15 protein-coding genes and 1 pseudogene are annotated in these 24,190 nt (G+C 44.4%); 3 read left to right on the top strand and 13 right to left on the bottom strand.

The window, feature by feature from the left end:
• Positions 1-79 precede the first annotated feature (79 nt).
• On the top strand, positions 80-508 hold the full coding sequence (locus tag TQ33_RS03300) for a hypothetical protein (RefSeq protein ID WP_218915784.1): 429 nt from the start codon (positions 80-82) through the stop codon (positions 506-508).
• Between the two features lie 189 nt (positions 509-697).
• Here the strand turns inward: TQ33_RS03300 and purL are convergent, their stop codons facing one another.
• A complete protein-coding gene (purL, locus tag TQ33_RS03295) occupies positions 698-4,594 on the bottom strand; it encodes a phosphoribosylformylglycinamidine synthase (protein WP_046560803.1) in 3,897 nt (1,298 codons plus the stop codon).
• Between the two features lie 173 nt (positions 4,595-4,767).
• On the opposite strand from purL, the gene mltF reads away from it, so the two are divergent.
• Positions 4,768-6,249, top strand: a complete 1,482-nt coding sequence (mltF, locus tag TQ33_RS03290; protein ID WP_084616905.1) for a membrane-bound lytic murein transglycosylase MltF — start codon at positions 4,768-4,770, stop codon at positions 6,247-6,249.
• 42 nt (positions 6,250-6,291) lie between these two features.
• Here mltF and TQ33_RS03285 read toward each other — a convergent pair whose 3' ends face one another.
• From TQ33_RS03285 to TQ33_RS03235, 11 genes and pseudogenes are all read right to left on the bottom strand, one after another.
• Positions 6,292-8,061, bottom strand: a complete 1,770-nt coding sequence (locus tag TQ33_RS03285; RefSeq protein ID WP_046560802.1) for a GspE/PulE family protein — start codon at positions 8,059-8,061, stop codon at positions 6,292-6,294.
• A 168-nt stretch (positions 8,062-8,229) separates the two neighbouring features.
• Entirely contained in the window at positions 8,230-11,157 is a 2,928-nt protein-coding gene (locus tag TQ33_RS03280) for a TonB-dependent receptor domain-containing protein (RefSeq protein WP_084616903.1), read from the bottom strand.
• Between the two features lie 148 nt (positions 11,158-11,305).
• Positions 11,306-12,103, bottom strand: coding sequence for a TatD family hydrolase (locus tag TQ33_RS03275; RefSeq protein ID WP_052735175.1), 798 nt, complete (start codon positions 12,101-12,103; stop codon positions 11,306-11,308).
• 21 nt (positions 12,104-12,124) lie between these two features.
• On the bottom strand, positions 12,125-13,702 hold the full coding sequence (prfC, locus tag TQ33_RS03270; RefSeq protein WP_046560801.1) for a peptide chain release factor 3: 1,578 nt from the start codon (positions 13,700-13,702) through the stop codon (positions 12,125-12,127).
• 62 nt (positions 13,703-13,764) lie between these two features.
• Entirely contained in the window at positions 13,765-15,045 is a 1,281-nt protein-coding gene (locus tag TQ33_RS03265) for a mechanosensitive ion channel family protein (protein ID WP_046560800.1), read from the bottom strand.
• 102 nt (positions 15,046-15,147) lie between these two features.
• Complete coding sequence (gene rimI, locus TQ33_RS03260) at positions 15,148-15,615, bottom strand: ribosomal protein S18-alanine N-acetyltransferase (RefSeq protein WP_046560799.1); 468 nt, start codon at positions 15,613-15,615, stop codon at positions 15,148-15,150.
• Positions 15,615-16,139 (bottom strand): hypothetical protein, encoded by a 525-nt coding sequence (locus TQ33_RS03255; RefSeq protein WP_046560798.1) that lies wholly within the window; start codon positions 16,137-16,139, stop codon positions 15,615-15,617. Before TQ33_RS03255 ends, rimI begins: the two co-directional genes overlap by 1 nt.
• 27 nt (positions 16,140-16,166) lie before the next feature.
• Positions 16,167-17,309: pseudogene (locus tag TQ33_RS03250) on the bottom strand (2-isopropylmalate synthase); the annotation flags it as partial.
• 203 nt (positions 17,310-17,512) lie between these two features.
• Entirely contained in the window at positions 17,513-19,957 is a 2,445-nt protein-coding gene (locus TQ33_RS03245) for an acyl-CoA dehydrogenase (protein WP_046560797.1), read from the bottom strand.
• 26 nt (positions 19,958-19,983) lie between these two features.
• The gene (locus tag TQ33_RS03240; RefSeq protein ID WP_046562260.1) at positions 19,984-20,613 is read right to left on the bottom strand and encodes a TetR/AcrR family transcriptional regulator; all 630 of its coding nucleotides are present in this window, start codon (positions 20,611-20,613) and stop codon (positions 19,984-19,986) included.
• Positions 20,614-20,872: 259 nt separating this feature from the next.
• Positions 20,873-21,130, bottom strand: coding sequence for a glutaredoxin family protein (locus TQ33_RS03235; protein WP_046560796.1), 258 nt, complete (start codon positions 21,128-21,130; stop codon positions 20,873-20,875).
• A gap of 138 nt (positions 21,131-21,268) precedes the next feature.
• Here TQ33_RS03235 and TQ33_RS03230 point away from each other — a divergent pair, with 138 nt between their 5' ends.
• On the top strand, positions 21,269-21,979 hold the full coding sequence (locus tag TQ33_RS03230) for a hypothetical protein (RefSeq protein ID WP_046560795.1): 711 nt from the start codon (positions 21,269-21,271) through the stop codon (positions 21,977-21,979).
• Positions 21,980-22,035: 56 nt separating this feature from the next.
• On the opposite strand, the gene rlmKL is transcribed toward TQ33_RS03230, so the two are convergent.
• On the bottom strand, positions 22,036-24,189 hold the full coding sequence (gene rlmKL, locus TQ33_RS03225) for a bifunctional 23S rRNA (guanine(2069)-N(7))-methyltransferase RlmK/23S rRNA (guanine(2445)-N(2))-methyltransferase RlmL (RefSeq protein WP_046560794.1): 2,154 nt from the start codon (positions 24,187-24,189) through the stop codon (positions 22,036-22,038).
• Position 24,190: the final 1 nt, after the last annotated feature.

The following is a 24,190-nucleotide window of genomic DNA, read 5'->3' as shown; positions in this document are numbered from 1 at the left end:
TTGTAAAGTTATTTGAGGAGGTATAAGGTTTAAGAATTGATTCGTCCAATAAAATAGTATGTTATGCAAGGAGGGATAAGTGGCAAAGCAGATGACAAAAGCTGAAATTAAAGGGATTGCTGCACTCGCAGTGGTAGGGCTTCCGATATATGGGGCGATACAACTAGGGGAATCTGTAGGCTGGATTCCGCTTACAATAATAGTACTATCAATCATAGGCTTGACTGTTTGGTACAAGATTTCAAGAAAAGCAAAACACAAAGAAGCATTAATGCTTAAATACCAGGATGAAGAGCTTGTTGAGGCTTTAATCAAACGTTCTTTTTGGCAAGGTCAAACTGCAGAACAACTGCTGGATTCGTTAGGTCAACCGCATGATATAGACCAAAAAGTTCTCAAATCCAAAAAAAGAGAAGTTTGGAAATACAACCATCAAGGCGGTAACCGATATGGGCTGCGTATCACTCTTGATAATGATCAAGTTGCAGGATGGGATCAAAAAGGATAACAATTACTTACAGTAAAGACAGAGTTTTTCTTTCTAGGCGATATCACAACTTATCAATAACTTTTAAAGCAGGATTTTTTCTTCAAGACAAGGCATAAGACTTTTTGAGGCGCGGAGCTTACTAGTAGTAAGTGAGCACCTCGAAAAAGTCTTATAACGCAGTATTGGAGGAAAAAGACTATTTAAAATTTAGCCAATGTGCTTGCGGGCGTTATAGAAAATACGCTGCCAAGCCCCATCTTCCGCCCACTCATCCGGTCTCCACGAGTTCTGCACCGTGCGAGCGACACGCTCTGGGTGTGGCATCATGATAGTGACGCGGCCGTCTGTCGTAGTTAGGCCGGTAATACCGTGTGGTGAGCCGTTTGGATTGGCTGGGTAAGTGTCAGCGATGTCGCCGTAGTTGTTAACGTAGCGGGCTGTGATTAAGCCTGATTCGTTCACTTGCTGAGCGGCTTCGGCTGACGCGAATTGTGCGCGGCCTTCACCATGCGATACGGCGATTGGTAGGCGCGAGCCTTCCATGCCTTGCATAAAGAGCGATGGTGATTTTGCAACTTCAACCATGGCGAAACGTGCTTCGAACTGAGCTGATTCGTTTTTCACGAAGTGTGGCCAGTGATCAGCACCAGGAATCAATTCTTTCAAGTTCGACATCATCTGACAGCCGTTACAAATACCTAAGCTGAAAGTGTCTTCACGCTTAAAGAAGGCTTCGAACTCGTCACGAGCACGGCTGTTAAATAGAATTGACTTAGCCCAACCTTCACCCGCGCCAAGTACGTCACCGTACGAGAAGCCACCACAAGCGACGGCGCCAATAAAGTCTTTTAGGCTTACGCGGCCACTTAAGATGTCGCTCATATGAACGTCGATACATTCGAAACCAGCTTTAGTTAAGGCCGCCGCCATTTCTAGGTGACTGTTAACGCCTTGCTCACGCAATACTGCAACACGCGGACGAACACCACCGTTGATCATTGGCGCTGCAATGTTCTCGTGGATATCGAAAGTCAGTTGTGGCTTAAGACCTGGGTTATCGAGGTCTAGCTTGGTTTGATACTCTTCTTCAGCGCACTGAGGATTATCACGCAGTTTTTGCATGTGGAAGGTTAGTTCCGACCAAATCGCGCGTAAGTCTTTCATCTCGCGTGAAATGATGTCTTGGTCATCTTTAGTCACGCTGAAGGTTTTAGTTTCTGCTGGCACGCCAATGAAGTGGCTGAAGGCATCAACATTATGCGCTTTCAATAGAGCTTCTACTTCTTCGCGCTTAGAGGCTGGCACTTGTAACACAGCACCCAGCTCTTCGTTGAATAGGATTTCTTCTGCCGTACCGTTTAGGCCAGTTAAGTCCACGCTGACGCCACAGTTACCAGCAAAGCCCATTTCAACGAGAGTCGTTAATAGGCCACCGTCTGAACGGTCATGGTAAGCGCTGACTAATCCAGACTGATTTAAACCTTGAACGGCGTTGAAGAAATTACGCAAATCATCGCTTGAATCAACGTTAGCTGGCTCAGTACCTAATAGTTTATACACCTGAGTAAAAGCTGTTGCACCTAAACGGTTTTTACCGCGTCCTAGATCGATTAACAATAACTCAGTGTCACCAATATCGGTTCTAAGTTGTGGCGTTAAACTTTTGCGCACGTCAGTCACTGGCGCGAACGCTGTAATCACTAACGATAATGGCGAAGTAACGCTTTTCTTCTTACCATCTTCTTCCCACACCGTTTTCATCGACATCGAGTCTTTACCGACAGGAATGGTAATGCCTAACTCTGGGCAAAGTTCCATACCAACGGCTTGCACTGCTTCATAAAGATTCGCATCTTCGCCGGGTGCGCCTGCAGCCGCCATCCAGTTTGCCGATAAACGAATCTTTTTAATGTCATCAATCTTTGATGCTGCGATATTAGTTACCGCCTCACCAACCGCCATACGTGCTGCTGCCGCACTGTCCAACAATGCCGCTGGCGTACGCTCACCCATCGCCATGGCTTCGCCTGTGTAGCTGTTGTGTGTCGAAGTCGTCACAGCGCAATCCGCCACAGGAACCTGCCATGGGCCAACCATTTGGTCGCGCGACACCATACCACCAACGGTTCTATCGCCGATGGTGATTAAGAACGTTTTATCGGCAACCGCTGGCAATGCCAAGATACGGTCCACAGCCTCGTTGATATCGTCAACTTTTGGAAGCTCGGTTGATGGCTTCGATAAAGTCTTGGCTTCACGGTGCATTTTTGGCGGCTTGCCGAATAAAATATCCATCGGTAAGTCGACAGGCTTGTTGTCAAAATGCTCATCGTTTAATTCAAGGTGTAACTCTTCTGTCGCTTCACCCACTACCGCAAACGGACAGCGCTCGCGTGAACAAATCGCTTCGAATTGTTCAACATTCTCAGGAGATACCGCTAAAACGTAACGCTCTTGCGCTTCGTTACACCAGATTTCTACCGGCGCCATACCTTTTTCGGCATTCGGCACACGGCGTAACTCAAACTTACCGCCACGCTCGCCATCATGTACCAGCTCAGGGATTGCGTTGGATAAACCGCCCGCGCCCACATCGTGGATAAATTCAATGGGGTTACGCTCGCCCATTGACCAGCAGCGGTCAATCACTTCCTGACAGCGACGTTCCATCTCTGGGTTATCACGCTGCACTGAAGCAAAATCTAAATCTTCTTGGCTCGAACCTGACGCCATCGACGAGGCAGCACCACCACCCAAACCGATTAACATCGCTGGGCCGCCTAGAACCACAACTTTGTAGCCCGGCTTAATTTCTTTTTTCTCAACGTGCTGTTCGCGAATGTTACCCATACCACCAGCAATCATAATCGGCTTATGATAACCGCGCACTTCGGTGCCGTATTCAAATTCGAATTGCTCTTCAAATGTACGGAAGTAACCGTTAATCGCTGGACGACCAAACTCATTATTAAAGCTTGCACCACCAATCGGCCCTTCTAGCATGATGTCCAGAGCCGTTACGATACGCTCAGGCTTACCAAAATCTGTTTCCCAAGGCTGCTCATAACCTGGAACACGCAAGTTCGAAACCGTAAAGCCGGTCAAACCCGCTTTCGGTTTACCGCCAATTCCGGTCGCGCCTTCGTCACGAATTTCACCACCAGAGCCTGTTGAAGCACCTGGATAAGGAGAAATACAGGTTGGGTGATTGTGTGTTTCGACTTTGATCAAGACGTGAACAGGCTCTAGATGATACTGGTATTCGTAAGTGTCAGCGCTAGAGAAGAAGCGATGCGCACTAAAGCCTTCAAACACGGCAGCGTTATCTTTATACGCCGACAAGACGCCTTCCGAGTTAGTGGCATAAGTATTTTTAATCATCTTGAACAATGACAAGTCTTTCTCAATCCCGTCAATAGTCCAAGATGCATTGAAAATTTTGTGGCGACAGTGCTCTGAGTTGGCCTGCGCGAACATCATTAGCTCAACATCTACAGGATTTCGACCCAGCTGTGTAAAGCTCTCCACCAAGTAATCAATCTCGTCTTCCGCCAGAGCCAACCCAATTTCAACGTTAGCAACTTCTAAAGCCTCACGACCACCGTTGAGAATATCCACGGTTGAGTAAGGTTTAGGGCTTTCTTGGACAAACAACTGCTCTGCTTCTTCATGCTGCGTTAACACAACCTGCGTCATGCGGTCATGCACCAAAGGTTTTAACGTCTCTGCCAGCTCAGCGTTAAGTGGTTCGCCTTCCGGATTATTAAAATAAACCGCAACGCCACGCTCAATACGGATAACTTTATTCAAGCCACAGTTTTGCGCGATATTAGTCGCTTTTGATGACCAAGGAGAGATAGTGCCGGGACGAGGGACGACAATCATACGATGTCCCGTGTGTTCGCTCGCCGTGCGGTCAGGACCATATTCCAGCAAACGGTCTAAGACTTGTAATTCGTCTTCTGAAAGCTCAGCACTAACATGAACATAGTGCACAAACTCACCATAGACCTCAGCAATACGAGGTTCAATAGCGCTAGCTTCTTCTAAAAGACGTTGTTTCTGGAACTGTGAATAGGCAGGATTTCCGCGTAGTATGAGCATAAACTTCTCGGCTTTTCTAAACTGTGTGAGGGGTGGATACCAACTAGTGGGCAAATTTTACTCCATCTAGGACTTTTTGATAAGTCATTGAGGAAATTTAAACGCTTAAATTTGCACTTTTTTAGCATTTACCTTCATAATGCGGGTAGTTGCTCATCAGGTAATAATCTTTAATGATAACAAGCTTCTACAAAAAACTGAGCTTTCTAGCGCTAACCCTGTTCTCTCTCGGGGGTCTTGTATCCTGCGATTATCAACAAAAAACGCAGCTGGAGCGAATCCAAGAACAAGGCTATATCAAAGTCTACAGTCGCATATCCCCAACCACCATGTCAGTTGGCGAGAAAGGTTTCTCAGGCTTTGAGTACGAGCTGGTAAAACTTTTCGCCGAGGATTTAGGGGTCCGTTTAGAAATTGTTACGCATAACGATATCGCCAAAATCCTCAACGAAGTCGAACAAGGAAAAGTCGATTTCGCTGCAGCAGGCCTGACGGTGACGCGCCAGCGCCAAGAGCGTTTACGCTTTGGGCCTCCCTATCAAAGCATAACCAGTAAGCTAGTTTACCTAAAAGGCAATAACAGACCACGTGACTTCTCACAAATTGACGAGCAGTTAACCATTATCGCAAACAGCTCGCATTCTGAAGACTTATACGACATCCAAAAAGACTACCCTGAGCTAAGCTGGACCGAACGTTCGGACTTAACCTCTCAAGACTTGCTGGATATGGTGCTTGCAGGAGAGATTCAGTACACCATCGTCGACTCCAACGAGCTTGACTTAATGCGCCAAGTCCAGCCCGAATTAGCGGTCGCTTTTAGCGTATCAGAACCCGAAGAGCTAGCTTGGGCGTTTAATAAAAATGGTGACAATAGCCTATTCATCAAAGCTATCGAGTTTTTCAGTAAAATAAGAGAAGATGGCACCTTATCGTACCTTGTTGAACGTTATTACGGACATTTATCTAAATTCGACTATGTTGGTAGCAGAGCTTTTCATCGTGCGATTGAGAGCAAACTTCCAGAGTTTAAGCCTTTTTTCTATGAAGCAGCAGGCGATGACTTGGATTGGCGCTTTTTGGCAGCCATGGGTTATCAGGAGTCTCACTGGGAACCTGACGCACGCTCGCCAACAGGCGTTAGAGGCTTGATGATGCTGACGCTTGATACGGCTGCCCAACTGGGTATCGAGAACCGCCTCGATCCAAAACAGAGCATTATGGGTGGCGCAGATTACTTTAGATTAATGAAGAAAAAAATTCCTGAGAGAATTGGCGATCCTGATCGCACCTGGTTTGCGTTAGCGGGCTACAACGTTGGTTTTGGGCACTTAGAAGACGCCCGCAGACTCGCCGATCAAGCAGGGGAAAACCCCGACAAGTGGTTAGTGGTCAAAAAATTCTTGCCATTATTGCGCCAAAAGAAGTGGTACTCGAAAACACGCTTTGGTTATGCCCGTGGCGATGAACCCGTTAAATACGTCAACAATATACGTCGTTATTATCAAGTATTGAAAAAGGTAGCTGAGCCCAAGCCTGGTATTATTGAATTAGAGGAAGAAACCACTGAGGAGGACATCGAGCCAGCTGAAGAGGTGATTGAAGAAGCCATGGAGCAGCAAGGCGACGTAGACGTCGAGGAAGATAAGCAGTAAAGTAGTTTTACTGCAACTACTTTACTGCAAAAGCTTGTAGCGCTAATTATTATCGCGCGGAGACACTCTTAACACTTCCTCAATAGTCGTGAGCCCTTGGGCGACTTTGTAAGCGCCACTGACTCTGAGCAAATTCATCCCCTGCTTTTGCGCCTGCTTGCGTAACGTTCTGATTTCAGCATCATCATGCACCAAGGTTTTTAACTCATCGGTTACGCTCATGAGTTCATAAATGCCTTGTCGCCCTTGATAGCCCGTGTGACGACATTCATCACAACCTGCCGGCTCATAAATATATTCTGGCTTTTCCAAGGTTCCATTAAGGTTATCCCCGACTAAACTATCCCAAGCATCCGAGTTCACCTCAACTCGACGCTTACAATGGTTACACAGCGTTCGAACCAGCCGTTGAGCCATCACCCCTAACATGGTGGCGTTGAGTAGATAGGGCTCGACCCCAACTTCAATCAATCGCGTCATGGCTGAAGGCGCGTCATTGGTGTGAAGCGTTGAAATGACAAGGTGCCCTGTTAAAGCTGCTTGCACCGCCATTTGTGCTGTTTCCTGATCACGAATCTCACCAATCATAATAATATCGGGATCTTGCCGTAACAGAGCTTTTACACCAGCCGCAAAGTCGAGGTTAATATCATGATGAACCTGCATCTGGTTCAACTTCGGATCAACCATTTCGATCGGATCTTCTATCGTACAAACGTTAACTTCCGAAGTCGCCAAGAGTTTTAATGACGTATAGAGGGTTGTTGTTTTACCCGAACCGGTTGGCCCAGTGAGCAATACAATCCCCGTCGACTGCCCAATCATTTCACGCCAAGTATGTTCCGTCTCTGGTTCTAAACCAAGCTCTGAAAATTCACGAGTTAATACTGTCGGATCAAAGATACGACCTACAAATTTTTCGCCAAATGCAGTGGGTAACGTGGATAATCGCAATTCGATTTCTTGCCCATTAGGCGCTTTGGTTTTAACCCGACCGTCCAAGGGTTTTCTTCGCTCAGCGAGATCCATGCGACCAAGTATTTTCAATCGTGAAATAACGGCATGAGTAATCGCAATCGGCAACTCATAAACGTTATGCAGAACACCATCGATTCTAAAACGGATCTTCCCAACTTCGCGGCGCGGCTCAATATGTATATCGCTAGCTCGCTCTTTAAACGCATATTGCAGTAGCCAATCCACGATTTGGACGATGTGCTTGTCGTTAGCATCGGCTTCATCACTGCCCTTCAGCTCGATCAGCTGCTCAAGGTTAGTAACACTGGTGTCATTCTGAAGTTTGGTTCCTTTTGCCCCAGCCACTGAAGCTGACAATTGGTAAAATTCTTTTTGATAACGTTTAATGGCCGCCGGATTAGCAAACACAGGGATAATATCTTTGCTCACCACCTGCCCTAAACTTTCCCTCCACCCCAAGTCGTCTGGGTTCATGACCGCGACTTTGACGCTATTTTCTTGTTCGTTAACTTCAACTGCTAGAATGTTATGCCGTTGCGCATAAGCGTAAGACATGACTTGAGTAACCTCGTCTACATGAACTTTCAACGGGTCAATTCGGTAATAAGGCAGTTTATACAAGCCCGCTAGGAAACGCGTTAATACCTCTTCATCAATGATTTTTTGATGATGGTCATGTCGCGTTAGGGATAAGTGCGCCACCTGCTCAACCGGATGCAACTTGGGATCCACTTGTCTTAAGTGAATCTTAGCAGTCTCGAACTGCTCGTCTGATATCCAGTCAGCTTTTAGCAATAGCTTTAGAATGTGGAATGTAGATAATGGCGACGTCATCGAATTACTTTTCCTGTGATTATTATCTCCAGATTAAAGCATATTGCCTTATTTTCAAAGAGTTAGTCGATGAGTCTTTTACAAAGTTGGGGCTGATTAACAGAATTCATGAGGATTAGACAAACAAAAATGGGGCCGAAGCCCCATTTTTTTTTTGGTTTGGTTAGCTTAGAACTTCAATTTAATCGAAGCATAAGCAAACACACCTTCAGGATCATAAACTGATGGATCATAACCATTTAATGAACAGCTATAACATGCTGGTGGTTCTTCATCTAAGAAGTTATTCACACCAACGTTCAGCTCCATATCCATACCGTCAACATCAGGGAAGTAGCTAAACTGTATATCGTTATAAACACGAGAGCTTAGTTCATTCTTCGACATTGATTCATCAGCAGTATTCGGATTAGAGCATAAACCCAACGCCGTCAAACTATCAGAAGTACCATCAAGGAAATCTGTACAGTCTTCCGTTAAGCTATCCACATAACGAACCGTCCAGCTTAAGCCCCAGTCATCTTGATTAAGGCCTAAGGTTAATACTGATTTCCATTCAGGAATCCCCGAATCATTGCGTTCAATACCTGCTAAGTCAACACGGTTGCCAAGCGACTCTTCGATATATTCGCTAACAAAAGTATTAAACCAAGTTACTGAGAACATACCCCAATCAGACTGCGGTGCTGTGTAAGAGATGCTCAGATCATAGCCCGAAGTTTCAATACCACCGATGTTAACAAGACGGTTATTGAAACCATTAATAGCGCCAGTAGACGCACGGCTAATGCCATCACAATACAGCGAATCCAAGGTATTAACACACAAGTCTAACTGTGTCTGAGCGTCAATTGCTTGAACAGCTCCTTCTATCTCGTGTTTATAGTAAGTACCTTTGAAATCCAAGGTGTTAATCCAGTCAACAGAGTTGACCCACTGTGGGCTATATACAAAACCAAGTGTTTGACTATCTGAAGTTTCAGCCTTTAGGTCCTCATTACCACCTGTTGTCACAGAAATTTGACTGTTTAACTGAGTGTAAGTACCAGGAACCCCAAGTGCCTGACAGTTCGCTTCATACTGAGTACCAGCGTAATCGCTACAGCGATCAGCTAAGGTTGCATCGAAACGAGAGCCTGAAGAGTACAGCTCACCAATACTCGGTGCGCGGAAACCTTCCGAAATCGAACCACGGAACATTAACTCATCTGTAACACGCCATAGTACACCGGCTTTAGTTGTCGTTTCAGTACCAAAAGTACTGTAGTCCGAAGTACGAGCTGCCAGTGAGAGCGTTAACTCTTCCGCAGCTGCAACGTCAGCTAATAACGGCACTTTAAACTCAGCGTAATATTCGTCCACTTCATAAGAGCCACTCGTTGGCGAAGATGGAACACCATTACTATCGCCTGCGACGACAACCGGATCTGGCTCGAAGAAACCACGATATTCACGAGACTCGATACCTGCCGCAAACGAGAAGTAACCCGCCGGCATTTCAAACAAATCACCCGAGATATTCGCAGACAGAGTATCTATAACGTTTTCACTCGCATCTTTTTGAATGAATTGAATATAATCCAACATTTCCTGAGTGATAGTCCCTGAACCATCGCCTTGACCACCAAACAAGTTAAGCGGCACACAGCCTTCCATTGCTTGACAGTCAGCCAATGGACCTAACGCATTTTTGATACGACGGATGTTATAACCACCACGCTTAATCTGAGTCGCGTAGTTTTTACCGTGGTTGTAGTTCACATCCCAGAAGAAGACATTATCGCCGGCGACAAAATCACCATTGAAACCTAGGCCAATATAGCTGGTATCAACATTCTGACGGAAGACACGTGGTCCACCTTCGATTGGACGACGACCAGCGAAAATAAAGTTCGAAGAATCTAACGTCATTCCAAACGGGTTGTATGGGTTAGTTTCATGAACAATCACTGTATCAGCTAGACCGCCAGTACCCGCATCTGGACCAATGAAAATAGGCTCTGGAGCAGCTTGGTTTGTAGATTTACGGTTGTTATACAATGCTTTCGCATAGAAGTTTACGTTATCCGTAATTTGATAATCTGCTTGACCGAAAATCGATGTTCTTTGACTTGGTGTTACGTACAAATTGTACGATGCGAAGTTAAATCGATCGTTGTTGGTAAAGACATGGAAATCATCTCCAGGACCACCAGGGTTGTTCGGATCATAGTTAGGGATACCAGTCACACCGTCATTAATCGTTAAGTTAACAACATCTGGGTTACCATCATTGTCATTGTCTTGTCCGAAAAATAGGAAACGACCTTGGGGCGTACCTGAACTACCACGCGTTAAGCCAGTACCCGGCGTAGGGAATACTGAAAGCTCACGTTCAAAAGAATCAACTTTTTGCTGATCGTAGTGACTGATACTAAAGAATACACGGTGACGGTCACCTTGCGCGCCAAAAGCTAAGTCAAACTGACCAGTCTCACCATCACCTTCATCATAAGCACCGCCGTAGGCATTAAATTCAAAGCCGTCAAAATCTTTACGTGTGATGACGTTTACAACACCTGCAATCGCATCAGAACCATAAATGGATGAAGCGCCATCTTCTAAAATTTCAATACGGTCGATAATACTAATAGGAATCGTATTTAAATCCACAGAGTTTGATACACCCGACGCTGATGAACCGTTAACCCAACGAACCCCATCAACCAATACTAATGTACGCTTAGCATCTAAGTGGCGTAACGCTACTTCCGCGGCACCAGCTCCGATACCACCACCATCCGGTGGAAAACCGAAGTTACCGCTACTATTGAAGCGGGTGTTCAGCGCAGAACCAGCCGCTGGCAAACGTTGTAAAATATCACCCACAGTTTTCAAACCTGTACGTTCCAAGTCTTCACGTGATAATACTTGAACCGGATTAGAACCTTCAGCTTGTGCTTGTCTGATACGAGAACCGGTAACGACAATGCTTTCAGCTTCAGCACTGGCGTCATCTTCCGCAGCTATAGTGGTGTTATTGAAGCCGAACGCAGCAAATACAGCGCCAGCCACCAATAACTTTTTTACGGGTGGAAAAAAAATATTTTTATCCATGATTATCCCCATTTGTTATTTATTAATTGATTATAAGTGCTTGATCTTAAAAGAATAGAAAAAGACACAAGCTTCGGCTTTATAGCTTAATCAACCATGAATAACAATTGAGATACATCTAAAGTGTGAAGTGCTTAGATTTTGTACATTAAGATACGCGAAGAGCGATTCTCGAGTTTTGAGAGGTTTGCAGGGCAATCTCTTCTGCTGACTCACTCCGTAGCTCAACAAGCGTGTTGAAGTTCTGGAAAATGTTTAAAGGGCTATTGTGATCTTTCTCACAACCAGCAGGCATCATATCAGGCGCATCAGTTTCCAATACAATATCCGACAACAATAGATTTTTAGCTAACTCTCTGAGCTTAACAGAGCGCTCATAAGTCATCGCGCCACCAAATCCCAGCTTGAAGCCTAGCTCACGGTAGCGCTCAGCCTGCTGCATACTGCCGTTAAAAGCATGGACGATACCGCCCTCTTGGAATTTCATGGTTTTTAAATACAGTAATACGTCTTCATGAGCTTTTCTGACATGTAAAACAATGGGTAACTTGCACGATTTAGCAATTTCAACCTGGGCTTTAAACAAGGCGATCTGAACCTTTCTATCAAGATTCTTTTCATAATAATCGAGTCCAATTTCGCCAATCGCTGCCAGGGGTTTAATGCCCGCGGCCAATTCTAAATCATGGATATGTTCTTTACGATGCTCTTTTAAGAACATCGGATGAAGGCCAAGCGCAACATGAACTCCCGGTTTAATCGCGGCTAATTGGCGAATAAATCGCCAATTTTCCTTTTTAACGCCGGGGATCAAAACACCCTCAATACCGACTTTTCGCATTTGCTCAAAAATAGCATCGCGGTCATTATCAAAAACCGGAAAGTCTAGATGGCAATGACTATCAAATAATCGGATATTAGGTGCTTTGTGCTTAGGCTTAAACATAGTTTTTATTAGTGTCCTAGTCTAGTGCTCTCGTGTTTCTAGGAAGTTAACGTCAGGCCAACGCTCCATGGCTAAATTCAAATTGACCATGGTTGGTGCCAAGTAACTCCAGTTATCCCCACCATCAAGAGCAATGTTATCGGCATTTTTTCGTTTGAACTCTTCAAACATCTTATCATCATCACAAGTGACCCAGCGCGCAGTCGCGACGCTCACCTGATCATAGATACACTCTACTTTATATTCATTTTTTAAGCGAGCTGCAACTACGTCGAACTGCAGAACACCCACCGCTCCTAACACTAAATCATTCGAGTTTTGCGGCCTGAAGACCTGTGTTGCACCCTCTTCTGATAGCTGAACCAAACCTTTTAGTAACGCTTTGTTCTTCATTGGATCGCGCAAACGGACGCGACGAAATAGCTCGGGAGCAAAGTTTGGAATACCGCGGAACTTCAGTTCTTCGCCTTCAGTAAAAGTATCACCAATCTGAATCGTGCCGTGATTATGTAAACCAATAATATCACCGGCATAAGCTTCTTCTAGGTGCTCACGGTCACCTGCTAAAAACGTCAGTGCATTATTTACTGCAATATCACGACCTAAGCGCACATGACGCATTTTCATGCCTTTCTGGTATTTACCACTACAAATTCTAACGAAGGCAATACGATCACGGTGCTGCGGGTCCATATTGGCCTGTATCTTAAACACAAACCCTGTGAACTTGTCTTCAGTTGCCGGAACATCTCGGTTATCGGCTTCACGAGGTAGCGGAGATGGCGCCCACTCAACCAAGCCATTCAACATGTGATCAACACCAAAGTTACCCAACGCAGTACCAAAAAAGACCGGCGTTAATTGACCATCAAGGAATTCTTGGAGATCAAACTCATGACTCGCTCCCAGCACTAACTCAAGCTCATCTCGCAAGTCATCCGCAAGACTACCTATGGCCTCATCAAGCTCTGGGTTATCTAAGCCTTCAATGATGCGTTCCTCTTGGATGGTATGGCCTTGGCCTGATTTATACAGGTAGGTCTTATCTTCCAACAAGTGATAAACACCTTTGAATTGCTTGCCCATACCTATCGGCCATGACACGGGGGCACACTTGATTTTTAGGACGTCTTCGACTTCATCAAGCAACTCAATAGGGTCACGAATATCGCGGTCCATTTTATTCATGAAGGTCACGATTGGCGTGTCACGTAATCGGCAGACCTCCATCAGCTTAATCGTTCTAGCCTCAACACCCTTCGCGCTATCAATGACCATCAACGCTGAATCAACCGCAGTTAACGTTCGATAAGTATCCTCAGAGAAGTCTTCGTGGCCTGGTGTATCCAATAAGTTCACCGTTTTACCACCATACGGAAACTGCATCACCGAGGTAGTCACCGAGATACCACGTTCTTTCTCCATTTCCATCCAGTCAGACGTGGCATGCTTGCCTTTACGGCCTTTAACCACGCCTGCTTCTTGAATTTGCTTACCAAATAACAAGACTTTTTCGGTAATGGTTGTTTTACCTGCATCCGGGTGCGAAATAATTGCAAAAGTTCGACGATTCTCAATTTCAGACGTCAATTTAGACATGCCACTCTCTTCAAGGTTATAAAGTATTGGGGATGAAAGCCCGCAAAAGCGGGCATTATAAGCTATTTCTGGGTAGATTCGCGACCATTAACCGCGTTATCTTGAGGCATGGCGAGCTTCGAAATGTCGTGCCCTGTTGGAGATTGATGTAAACGCAAACCAAACTCCGGCAGAACAGCAAAGATATGATCAAAAATATCCGATTGTATATTTTCGTACTCTGCCCACTTGGTAGTAGCGGTAAAAGCATACACCTCTATCGGGATACCCGTTGAGGAAGACTGTCCCTGACGCACCAATAAAGTCAAATCCTGTCGGATATCCTCTCGATTTTCGAGATAACTGAGCAAGTAAGCTCTAAAGGTGCCTAGGTTGGTTAATCGACGACCATTAGCTCGTGAGCTGAGATCAAACTGGTTCTCTTCATTATATTGACTGATTTCTTTTTGTCGCTCTTCTAGGTAAGGCTCAAGTAAGCGCGCTCTTTTTAATCTAGCAATATCATCATCCGATAAAAACTCAACGCTAGTAGCATCAACTAACACCTGTCGCATAATGCGTCGGCCTCCGATGTCCATCATGCCGCGCCAGTTTTTGAACGAGTCTGAAATTAAGGCATAGGTTGGCACTGTGGTAATGGTTTGATCCCAGTTTCGAACTTTAACCGTTGTTAAGGCGATCTCAATCACGTCGCCATCAGCACCATAAGACGGCATTTCAAGCCAGTCTCCAACTTCCAGCATGTCATTAGCCGACAATTGAATGCCTGCCACCAACCCCAAAATAGGGTCTTTAAAGACCAGCATCACCACCGCCGTCATGGCTCCTAAACCACTGAGAATAATCAATGGTGACTTACCTGCCAGTGCTGAAATCGCAAGAATAATAACGACAATCGTCGCGACCAGCTTAACGCTCTGGAACAAACCTCTCAGCGGCAACCCTCGAAAACGAGACTCCCCTTGTGATATATCCAACAGAGCATCGAGCAAAGAAAAAGCAGAGAGTAGAATATACAGCAGTACCCACAACAATGAAGTAGTCTGCACCCACTCAAGTACTGCAGTTTCCGGTTTTAACCACAGTCCCGCTTGGATATAGATGATGACACCCTGTACCACTAAAGCGATTCGTGTGAATAATTTGCGCTCGAAGAACGCTTTGCGCCAACGCTTTTGTGACTTTTGCGCCATTCGATCAACAAAGCGTAAAACGATGCGATGAAGAATGAAATGTATAGCAATAGAAATGAGTACAATGAGCCCTAGCACCATCACCAGAGCAGTAATATCCGTAAACTCATACCCTTGGGCTTGTAACCACTGACTAAATTTTTGTTGCATTACACAACCTTGTTTAACGATAGATGCTTACTAGTCTACCAATAAGATGAGAAGTGTTGAAGGAAGCGGTGGAGAGGAAATGATGAAAGTTACTCAATGCACTTAAGACAACAAGAAGTCAGAAAGAGAACGTCTCATCACTACAGCGCCCTCTCGGTCCAGTCCTTTCGGGTAATAGTCAGGGCGATGACCAATTTTTTCAAACCCTTCTTTAGCGTAGAACGATAGTGCCGGATGATTTGACTCCCTGACTTCAAGCAACACACTGCTCATCCCAGCCAGTGCCGAATGTTGATATAAAGTCTGAATCAGTTGGCTAGCGTAACCACGCCCTTGTAGCGACGGTTTCGTCGTGATATTCATCAAGTGACACTCGTCATAGAGGTAGTTAAACACAACATAAGCAGTGATTGCTCTATCCTGCTCTAGCACTAAACTGGGGTAGCCTTGCTCGATGCAACTAAGGTGGATGCTTTTTTTCCAAGGATAAGCATGGGCTTGCTGTTCAATGCCCACAATGGTTTCTAAGTCTTCCACGTCAAGAGGACGAATGACTGTGGTTGGCGTCATTACTGCAGTCGCTGGAGTAAACTCCACCAATCTTTTTTGTTGCTCAAGGAGAAATCCAAGTGTGGCGCAGGAATACTGGGATGCTCAAGGGAGTCACTCAAATCACAGGCAATCACTTTACCGCGACACTCCTCGATAGAAGTAGTCGAGTCCGAGGGCTCGCTTACTTGCGCTATCGCTGCTGAGAAAGGCTGTTCAAGCCACAAGCGCCACGCTAGTTCAAGCTTTTTAAGCGTTGCTTGTGCTTGACTCTTATCGGCATCTTTCGAGACCACAAATATAAAGTCAGCTTGCTGATCACCTTGGATAAAGGCCAAAGCAACAACTTCATTGTTAACCTCACTCTTGGATTCAGTAACACTGGACTCACTAGCACTGGATTCAGTAGCTTCAGGACTTAAAGCAGCCGCATCAGCGCCAGGCTCAACTTTGGGCTGAGCGACTTTTTCTTCCTCCTGAACGCTCAGAGGTACCCACACAGGTACCTCTAATGCATCCAGATAGGCTCGATTCCAATGAGTCATATTATGCCACCGGTCTCATTAACGCTTGACCAAGCTCAACAAATCTTCATCTAAAATGTCGTGCTTTCGATCCGCAAGCTCTTTAAAGGCAACAAAGGCTTGCTTCAGATCATCGTTATTATCAAACTGAATGCCTAGCCCAGCTAAATGACTTTTGAAGGCATTTCGTCCTGAGTGCTTACCCAATACCATGCGGTTATTTGCCCAACCTACATCTTCAGCACGCATAATTTCGTAGGTTTCACGATTTTTTAATACGCCATCTTGATGAATACCGGACTCATGAGCAAAAGCGTTATCGCCCACGATCGCTTTGTTAGGCTGCACTGCAAACTCAGTCACTTTCGAGACCAGTTGCGACGTCGGTACGATATGACGCGTATCAATGTCGACATCCACATTAAAGTAGTCTGGACGAGTTTTGATCGCCATAACCACTTCTTCTAGCGATGCGTTACCCGCACGCTCACCAAGACCATTAATCGTACACTCTACTTGACGCGCGCCCTTTTGAACCGCGGCGAGTGAGTTCGCTACCGCCAAACCTAAATCGTTGTGACAGTGGACTGAGAAAATCGCTTTATCAGAATTAGGAATGCGCTCGATTAACTGTTGGATCGTATTCGCATACTGATCAGGCATGTTATAGCCTACAGTGTCCGGAATGTTGATGGTGCGAGCGCCCGCATCGATCACCTGCTCGATGATACGGCACATAAAGTCCAACTCTGAACGCCCCGCATCTTCGCATGAAAACTCAACGTCATCACACAAGCTACGCGCTAATTTAACAGACTTAACAGCCTGCTCAATCACATCATTAGGCTCCATCTGAAGCTTATGCTTCATGTGCAAAGGTGACGTCGCGATAAAGGTATGAATTCGGCCCGAGTTAGCGCCTTTTAAGGCATCACCAGCGACTTCAATATCTTTTGCTACGGCACGAGAGAGTGAACAAATCGTGCTATCCTTGATGGTATCAGCAACCAGTTTTACCGCTTCGAAATCTCCAGGACTTGCAACCGCAAAACCCGCTTCGATAACATCAACTCTCATCTTTTCTAATTGTTGCGCGATTTCTAATTTTTCTTCTTTATCCATTGACGCGCCAGGACTTTGCTCACCATCACGCAAAGTCGTATCAAAAATAACTAATTTATCTTTTGACATATATTCGGTCTCTTAAATTATCTAATCCAACTATAAATGTGGGGAAATCCTTATCTGGTCTATCCTATATCATAAACTCAATGCCATAGAATACCAAATAATCATCGCAATAGATAAATTCAAAAGACTGGTTAGACAAGAGGTTAACTTTTTGATTTATATGAAAAAGGCGCCCTTAGGCGCCTTTATGGTTTGAACAATAATTAATCTACCACACCCGATATTTGATCATTGGAGTAATCATCAACCTGTATCACATCCATACGGGCAGTTTCAGCATCGGTGAGAATTTGTTGCTCTTCAGCATTAATGATGCCTTTCTCAATCGCCTGCTCAATTCGCTCCATATTGGTGAGGTTTTTATCCAGCTCTTTCGCTTTCATTGCTTTACGAAGTTTATAGCGTACTTGGTCAGCAGCCAAAACCTTCTTAAACGCCAACTCAACACGACCAGTGACATCGTCATCAGTTTTACCAATATAAGCGTATTGAGTAATACGATCGCGGATTTCACAGTCTTTCATCATTGGCATGACTAGCTCACGCTCTAATTTGTCCGATGGTCGGCTATAACTTTTACCATACGGGAACGCAATGAAACGTAACCCTTTACCAACAACTTTATTCGGGAAGTTCTCGTAAAAATCATAAAAAGCTTCTTGGATCTTATGTAAGCCATACTCCATGTTCCAGCGCACATAAGGCAAGTCAGCTAAAGGACGCTCTTGGTCTTCATAATACTTCAGCACGGTTGAGCATAAGTATAAGTGACTTAACACATCAGCCAGTCGCGCCGATAAACGTTCTTTACGCTTCAAGTCACCACCCAACATACCCATGGCGACATCGGACGTTAACGCTAAAGCAGAACTCATGCGAGTCAGTTGCTGATAATAACGACCGGTTTCACCAGCAACAGGCTTATCAGCAATCTTCGCAGCGGTCACGCCAAGACCAAGCGTGCGGAAGAAGTTACTCACGCCATAACCAATATGACGGAATAACAAACTATCGAATCGCTTAACGCCTTCTTCTTGGTCTTCAAGCTGTGCGGCTAACATTTCACGCAAAACATACGGATGGCAACGGATCGCGCCTTGGCCAAAAATCATTAAGTTTCGGGTTAAAATATTAGCGCCTTCAACCGTGATACCAATGGGCTGACTCATAAAGCCATTAGCAAGATAATTTCGCTCGCCCATGATAATGGCACGGCCCGCATGAATATCCATAGAATGGCTCATAATATCTCGACCCATTTCAGTCATGTGGTATTTGGCAATCGCTGATACCACCGACGGTTTCACACCAAGATCAACAGCTCCAGCGGTCATGACACGACTAGCTTCGGTACGATAAGCCAAGCCAGCAATTTGAGCCATGGCTTCTTCAACACCTTCAAAGCGACCAATCGGTAACTTAAACTGTTCACGAACTAAGGCGTAAGCCCCTGTCATGCGATATGACAGCTTAGCAACGGCAGTTCCCATAGCCGGCAATGAAATTGAGCGACCAGCTGCCAAACTTTCCATCAGCATGCGCCAACCTTGGCCAGCATAATCTTGACCACCGATGAGCATACTCATTGGAATAAACACATCTTTACCCGTCGTAGTGCCGTTCATAAAGGCTTGGTTCATTGGCAAATGTCGACGGCCAATTTCAACACCAGGATGATCGGCAGGTATTAAAGCACAAGTAATACCGTAATCTTCTTTGTCGCTGTCACCCAACAACCCTTCAGGGTCATACAGCTTGAATGCTAGGCCAACAATAGTCGCTACTGGAGCCAAGGTGATGTAACGCTTGTTCCAGGTAATGCGGATACCTAACGTTTCTTCACCGTTAAACTCACCTTTACAGACGATACCTTTATCCGGGATAGCACCGGCGTCAGAACCAGCCACAGGCGACGTTAGTGCAAAACATGGAATTTCTTTACCCTCAGCGAGTCGAGGTAAGTAATAATCTTTTTGCTCATCAGTGCCGTAATGTAATAACAATTCACCAGGACCTAATGAGTTTGGCACCATGACGGTTACGGCCGCACTACCACTTCGAGTAGCAATCTTAGTCACAACCGTTGAATGCGCTAGTGCAGAGAAACCTTTACCGCCATACTTTTTCGGAATAATCATTCCCAAAAAGCCTTTATCTTTAATGAACTGCCACACTTCAGGTGGCAAATCTTTGCGCTTATGAACAATATCCCAATCATCAAGCATTGAGCAAAGCTCTTCCGTTTCATTATCGACAAAAGATTGCTCTTCTTCTGTTAACTCAGGCTTCTTGTAATTAAGAAGCGTGTTCCAGTCGGGCTTACCACGGAACAACTCACCTTCCCACCAAACATCACCAGCTTCTAGAGCCGTCTTTTCCGTTTCAGTCATGGGTGGCAACACTTGCTGCATAAAGTGATACAGTTTGCGTGAGATCCAATCCACACGAAGATCAGGTAAGAAATAAAATAAAGAGACAATGCCATAAATAACCAGTGACACATAAAAGCCCCAAGAGTTATCCAATGTAAACAGCAGCACAACAAGCGCTACACCATTAATAAGCATTGCGTTCTTCATCGCTAAACGTTGGTAGGCACAGTAGCCAACAACGACTAACATGATTAACAGCTCAATTAACCCTATCATTTCTCTTCCTCAAAACTTCTATTAAATTATGCTTTCATGCCTGCAGCTAAAAACGGTACCATTTCTTGGATAACATCTTTAACTTCTAGACTACGATTGAAATCTGCTTCTGAAATTTGGCGCAAAGCATCGCTACCGGCCAAAGTAAAAATTAAGCTTCCCAACATATAATGTAAACGCCAAAAGATTTGGTCATTACTTAACTCGGGGTACCCTTTTTGAAATAAGTGCGTAAAACGAACCAGAACATGCCCATATCGCTCAGTAACATAACGACGTAAATGCCCCTGAGTCTCCGCATAAGCCCTTCCGAGCAAACGCATAAAAATCGACACTGAGTTATTACGAGTATTATTCAAGGACAATAGCGGCTCAATTAACGCCGATAACAAGGTTTCAGCCTGTAGTTCATTTGCCGGTTGCTGCTCTAGCTCTTCCAAGCGCACACTTAACTGAGAGGTGAAATCCTGTAAAAAACGATCAAACACAGCCTGTATCAGCGACTTTTTGGAGCCGAAGTGATAATTAACACTGGCCAAATTCACTTTTGCTCGTCCTGTGATGGTCCTTAAGCTAGTTTCTGCAAATCCACGTTCTGCGAATAAAAACTCCGCAGCATCAAGAATCTTTGTCTGGGTTGAATCATGTAAACTCATAGATTGTAAGCTATTTCGCACTAAAACACTTGTTTGAAACATACGTTCAAAACGCTATTTTGTCAAGGCAAATACGTATTATGTGAGAAGCAACGGTATGGGTTAGTGAAGTGTGACCTAAGAATTAACACTCAGACGAAAATGATCGCCAAATTGGCGATTTAGGTCGCTACTGAATAAACAGCAAAAAAATTAACGATTCGTTGTCTTAACAACAAACATAAAAAAGTCGAACGTAAGCGCAGATCGATTTAAAAAATTAGTCCAACCAATCATCGAGTTCTTCAAAAGAAAACGGCCAAAATAATTTTTCACTGGTCGATGTGTTTTTTAATACAGGAATTGTTGTTCGATATTCCGCTAAAATTTTTTCATCATCGATAATATCGAACGCGATAATGTCAAAACGATTTGCTAAATTTTTTTGTTGGTTTAAAGCAAAAATCATTGCTTCAACTTGTTCGCACAAATGACAACCAAAAGTGGTAAAAAAAATTATTTCTTGCTTATTTGGCATAGTTTTTAATAAAAAACATCAAAAAACAGTTCAATAAGGCAACTTTAGCATAATTAATGTTTAACATTACAAAATTCTTTTCGTATAATTTGATTGAAATTTAATCAAAACATCACACGACAAATAGGGGAAACAATCATGGCTAGACAACCCATTAAAACTGCGGCGAAAAAATCAAAGCCAAAGTCTCCAACGGTAAAGCAGCTTGAAGCTGCAGCGAAGAAAGCAGCGAGCGCTACAAAAAAAGCTCGTGACGCTGCAAAAAAAGCTAACGACAAAGCTAAGGTCGCTGCTAAAAAAGCAAAAGACAAAGCAAACAAAACTAACAAGGCAGCTGCTAAAAAAGCGAAAGACGCAGCCAAGAAAGCTAAAACAGCTGTAAACCAAGCTGTAAAAGCACAAGATAAAGCGAAACAAGCTTTAACGGATGGAAAAGCAGCAGCAAGAAAGCAAGAAGCTTTAGAGAAAGCGATTGCCAAGTTCGAGAAAGACTGGGCTGCCAAAGAAGAGAAAAAAGCAAAAGCAGCGGAAAAGAAACGTATTGCACGTGAAAAAGCCGCCGCTAAGAAAGCAGCCGCCAAGAAAAAGGCTGCTGAAAAGAAAGCTAAAGCGAAAGCCAAGGCTAAAGCTGCAGCAGCTAAAAAGAAGGCTGCAACTAAAAAGAAAGCCGCTCCTAAGAAAAAAGCGCCTGCTAAAAAGAAAGCAGCGACTAAGAAAAAAGCTCCAGCCAAGAAAAAAGCACCTGCTAAAAAGAAAGCTCCGGCTAAGAAAAAAGCCCCAGCTAAGAAAAAAGCAGCTACCAAAAAGAAAGCTCCTGCTAAGAAGCGTGTTACTAAGAAGAAAAAGTAATACGACTGTAGAGCTTTACGCAAAAGGAAAAAGCCCAGCAATTGCTGGGCTTTTTTTTATTTATGCTGAATTAACCAACATCGATGATGGTTTCTACTATTTTTAAAGTCAGGTGGTAAGGTTTTTCCTGTTACTTCTTGCACTTGATAGTTTTCATTAATCGCAGTGTCCATTGCAAACTTTTTGAAGTTATTTGAAAAATACAGTTTTCCACGGGGTTTTAATAACTTCATGGTCATTGAGATAAGACTTTCTTGATCTCGCTGTACGTCAAAAGTTGTGTTCATTCGCTTCGAATTGGAGAAAGTCGGCGGATCCAGAAAAATTAAATCATACTGTTTAGCGTCACTATTCTCTTCAAGCCACTGCATACAATCAGACTGTACGAAACTATGTCCATAAGGAGTGATACCGTTAAGGCTAAAGTTCTTCTTTGCCCAATCAAGGTAGGTTCTAGACATATCAACGGTTGTAGTAGAGGCACCACCAAGCGCTGCATAGACGCTCACAGAGCCGGTATAAGCGAATAAGTTAAGAAATTTCTTCCCTTCAGCTTCGCTCAGTATCATTTTTCTGGTCTTACGATGATCAAGGAATAACCCAGTATCAAGGTATTGCTTTAAGTTGACCTGAAAGTTAAAGCCATTCTCATGGACTACTTTAAAGCCTTCTTCACCCGACTGTTTGGTGTATTGCTGCTTACCTTTTTGTCTTTGACGTTGTTTTAAGTGAATATTAACTTCAGGAATCTCTAACAAGCCCGCCGTTACTCTGACAATATCTTGTAGACGCTTACGACTCACTTTTTCAGGGATGTCCTTAGGTGGCATGTACTCCTGAATATGGACTTCATCATCATAGACATCAACAACAGCAGCATACTCAGGTAAATCAGCATCATAAAGCCGATAACAAGTCACATCGTTTTGCTTCAAGTAAGATTTCAATCGTTGCATATTTTTCCGCATACGATTTTTCAGCATGACCGCACCGTCGGCTAAATTGTTTTCCCAGTCAGGGTTCCAGCGCGTGGGATCAAACGGCTTGTAATAATTACTTTCCGATACCTCAAACAGATACAACTTACAGTCGAGAGCACCATTCTTAAATTTGTACTGCTTATGAGAGCGAATACCCACAGCCTTAGCGAACTGCTCATCGGTAGTAATAAACGCTGCCCTCCACCCGTCGCAACGAACTTTCATATAATCGCCGAAGTCACGGTATAACTGAGTGACTTCTTCCTCCTCGCCTAAGCGCTCGGCGTAAGGAGGATTGGATAACATTAATCCTTTTTCGCTGATCGGTTCTTTTTTCGGGTGGCGAATATCTTGTTCTTCAATAGTGATGAACTCTGAAAGACCACTCGCTTGGCAATTATCTTTAGCTAACGGCAGGTTCTTGCGGAAACTATCGCTGCCATAGAAGTGGCTTTTAAGCGTCTCTTTGCCTTTTTCAGCAATTTCCTTAGCCTGACTTAATATATCTTGCCAAAGCTCGTCATCGTGCTGTTTCCATGTTTTAAAGGCATAATTGTTGTTGAGTAATCCTGGAGCAACCTTTGCTGCCATCATTGCGGCTTCAATCAGCAGGGTTCCACTACCACACATAGGGTCGTGAAAATCATACCCTTCTTCCGCCAAAGCCGGCCAATTCGCTCTTATTAACAACGCTGCGGCTAAGTTTTCTTTAATCGGTGCACGACCACCTTCTTCTCGATAGCCTCGCTGGTTTAGACCATGGCCACAGAGATCGATTCCTACTTTAATTTGGTTGCCATTAACCAGCGCATGCACACGATAATCAGGATTCTCTTTATCCACCGACGGACGCTGCTCATAACGCTCCATGAAATAATCGACAATAGCGTCTTTGACTTTTTGCCCACCGAAACCAGAGTGACGAATATGCTTGTTCTTTCGAGCCACACAGTTAACCAAAAAGGTTTGCTTGAAATCAAAGTGCCAGCTCCACTCGATAGTATTAACCTTTTGATAGAGTTCATCTACGGATTCAAAATTATCGTCGAGTAGACATAAATAGACTCTATTCGCTAACCGAGAATGTAAACAACTGGTATAAGCCAGTTTGAGATCACCCTCAAAAGCGATGTGCGTGGGGTGTTCTTTAATGTTGGTTGCACCAAAAGACTTGAGTTCGTCGGCAAGTAATCCTTCGACACCTTTGGGACAAATAGCATAAAACTGCATA

Origin of the sequence: Kangiella geojedonensis, assembly GCF_000981765.1 — a bacterium.
In the GTDB taxonomy this organism is placed as follows: Bacteria; Pseudomonadota; Gammaproteobacteria; order Enterobacterales; family Kangiellaceae; genus Kangiella; species Kangiella geojedonensis.
This window is presented reverse-complemented; position numbering and strand designations above follow the sequence as displayed.

Excerpts from the sequence above, each read along its gene's own strand:
- purL (WP_046560803.1), bottom strand. The coding sequence starts at position 4,594 with ATGCTCATACTACGCGGAAATCCTGCCTATTCACAGTTCCAGAAACAA.
- mltF (WP_084616905.1), top strand. The coding sequence starts at position 4,768 with ATGATAACAAGCTTCTACAAAAAACTGAGCTTTCTAGCGCTAACCCTG.
- TQ33_RS03285 (WP_046560802.1), bottom strand. The coding sequence starts at position 8,061 with ATGACGTCGCCATTATCTACATTCCACATTCTAAAGCTATTGCTAAAA.
- TQ33_RS03280 (WP_084616903.1), bottom strand. The coding sequence starts at position 11,157 with ATGGATAAAAATATTTTTTTTCCACCCGTAAAAAAGTTATTGGTGGCT.
- TQ33_RS03275 (WP_052735175.1), bottom strand. The coding sequence starts at position 12,103 with ATGTTTAAGCCTAAGCACAAAGCACCTAATATCCGATTATTTGATAGT.
- prfC (WP_046560801.1), bottom strand. The coding sequence starts at position 13,702 with ATGTCTAAATTGACGTCTGAAATTGAGAATCGTCGAACTTTTGCAATT.
- TQ33_RS03265 (WP_046560800.1), bottom strand. The coding sequence starts at position 15,045 with ATGCAACAAAAATTTAGTCAGTGGTTACAAGCCCAAGGGTATGAGTTT.
- rimI (WP_046560799.1), bottom strand. The coding sequence starts at position 15,615 with ATGACGCCAACCACAGTCATTCGTCCTCTTGACGTGGAAGACTTAGAA.
- TQ33_RS03255 (WP_046560798.1), bottom strand. The coding sequence starts at position 16,139 with ATGACTCATTGGAATCGAGCCTATCTGGATGCATTAGAGGTACCTGTG.
- TQ33_RS03245 (WP_046560797.1), bottom strand. The coding sequence starts at position 19,957 with ATGATAGGGTTAATTGAGCTGTTAATCATGTTAGTCGTTGTTGGCTAC.
- TQ33_RS03240 (WP_046562260.1), bottom strand. The coding sequence starts at position 20,613 with ATGAGTTTACATGATTCAACCCAGACAAAGATTCTTGATGCTGCGGAG.
- TQ33_RS03235 (WP_046560796.1), bottom strand. The coding sequence starts at position 21,130 with ATGCCAAATAAGCAAGAAATAATTTTTTTTACCACTTTTGGTTGTCAT.
- TQ33_RS03230 (WP_046560795.1), top strand. The coding sequence starts at position 21,269 with ATGGCTAGACAACCCATTAAAACTGCGGCGAAAAAATCAAAGCCAAAG.
- rlmKL (WP_046560794.1), bottom strand. The coding sequence starts at position 24,189 with ATGCAGTTTTATGCTATTTGTCCCAAAGGTGTCGAAGGATTACTTGCC.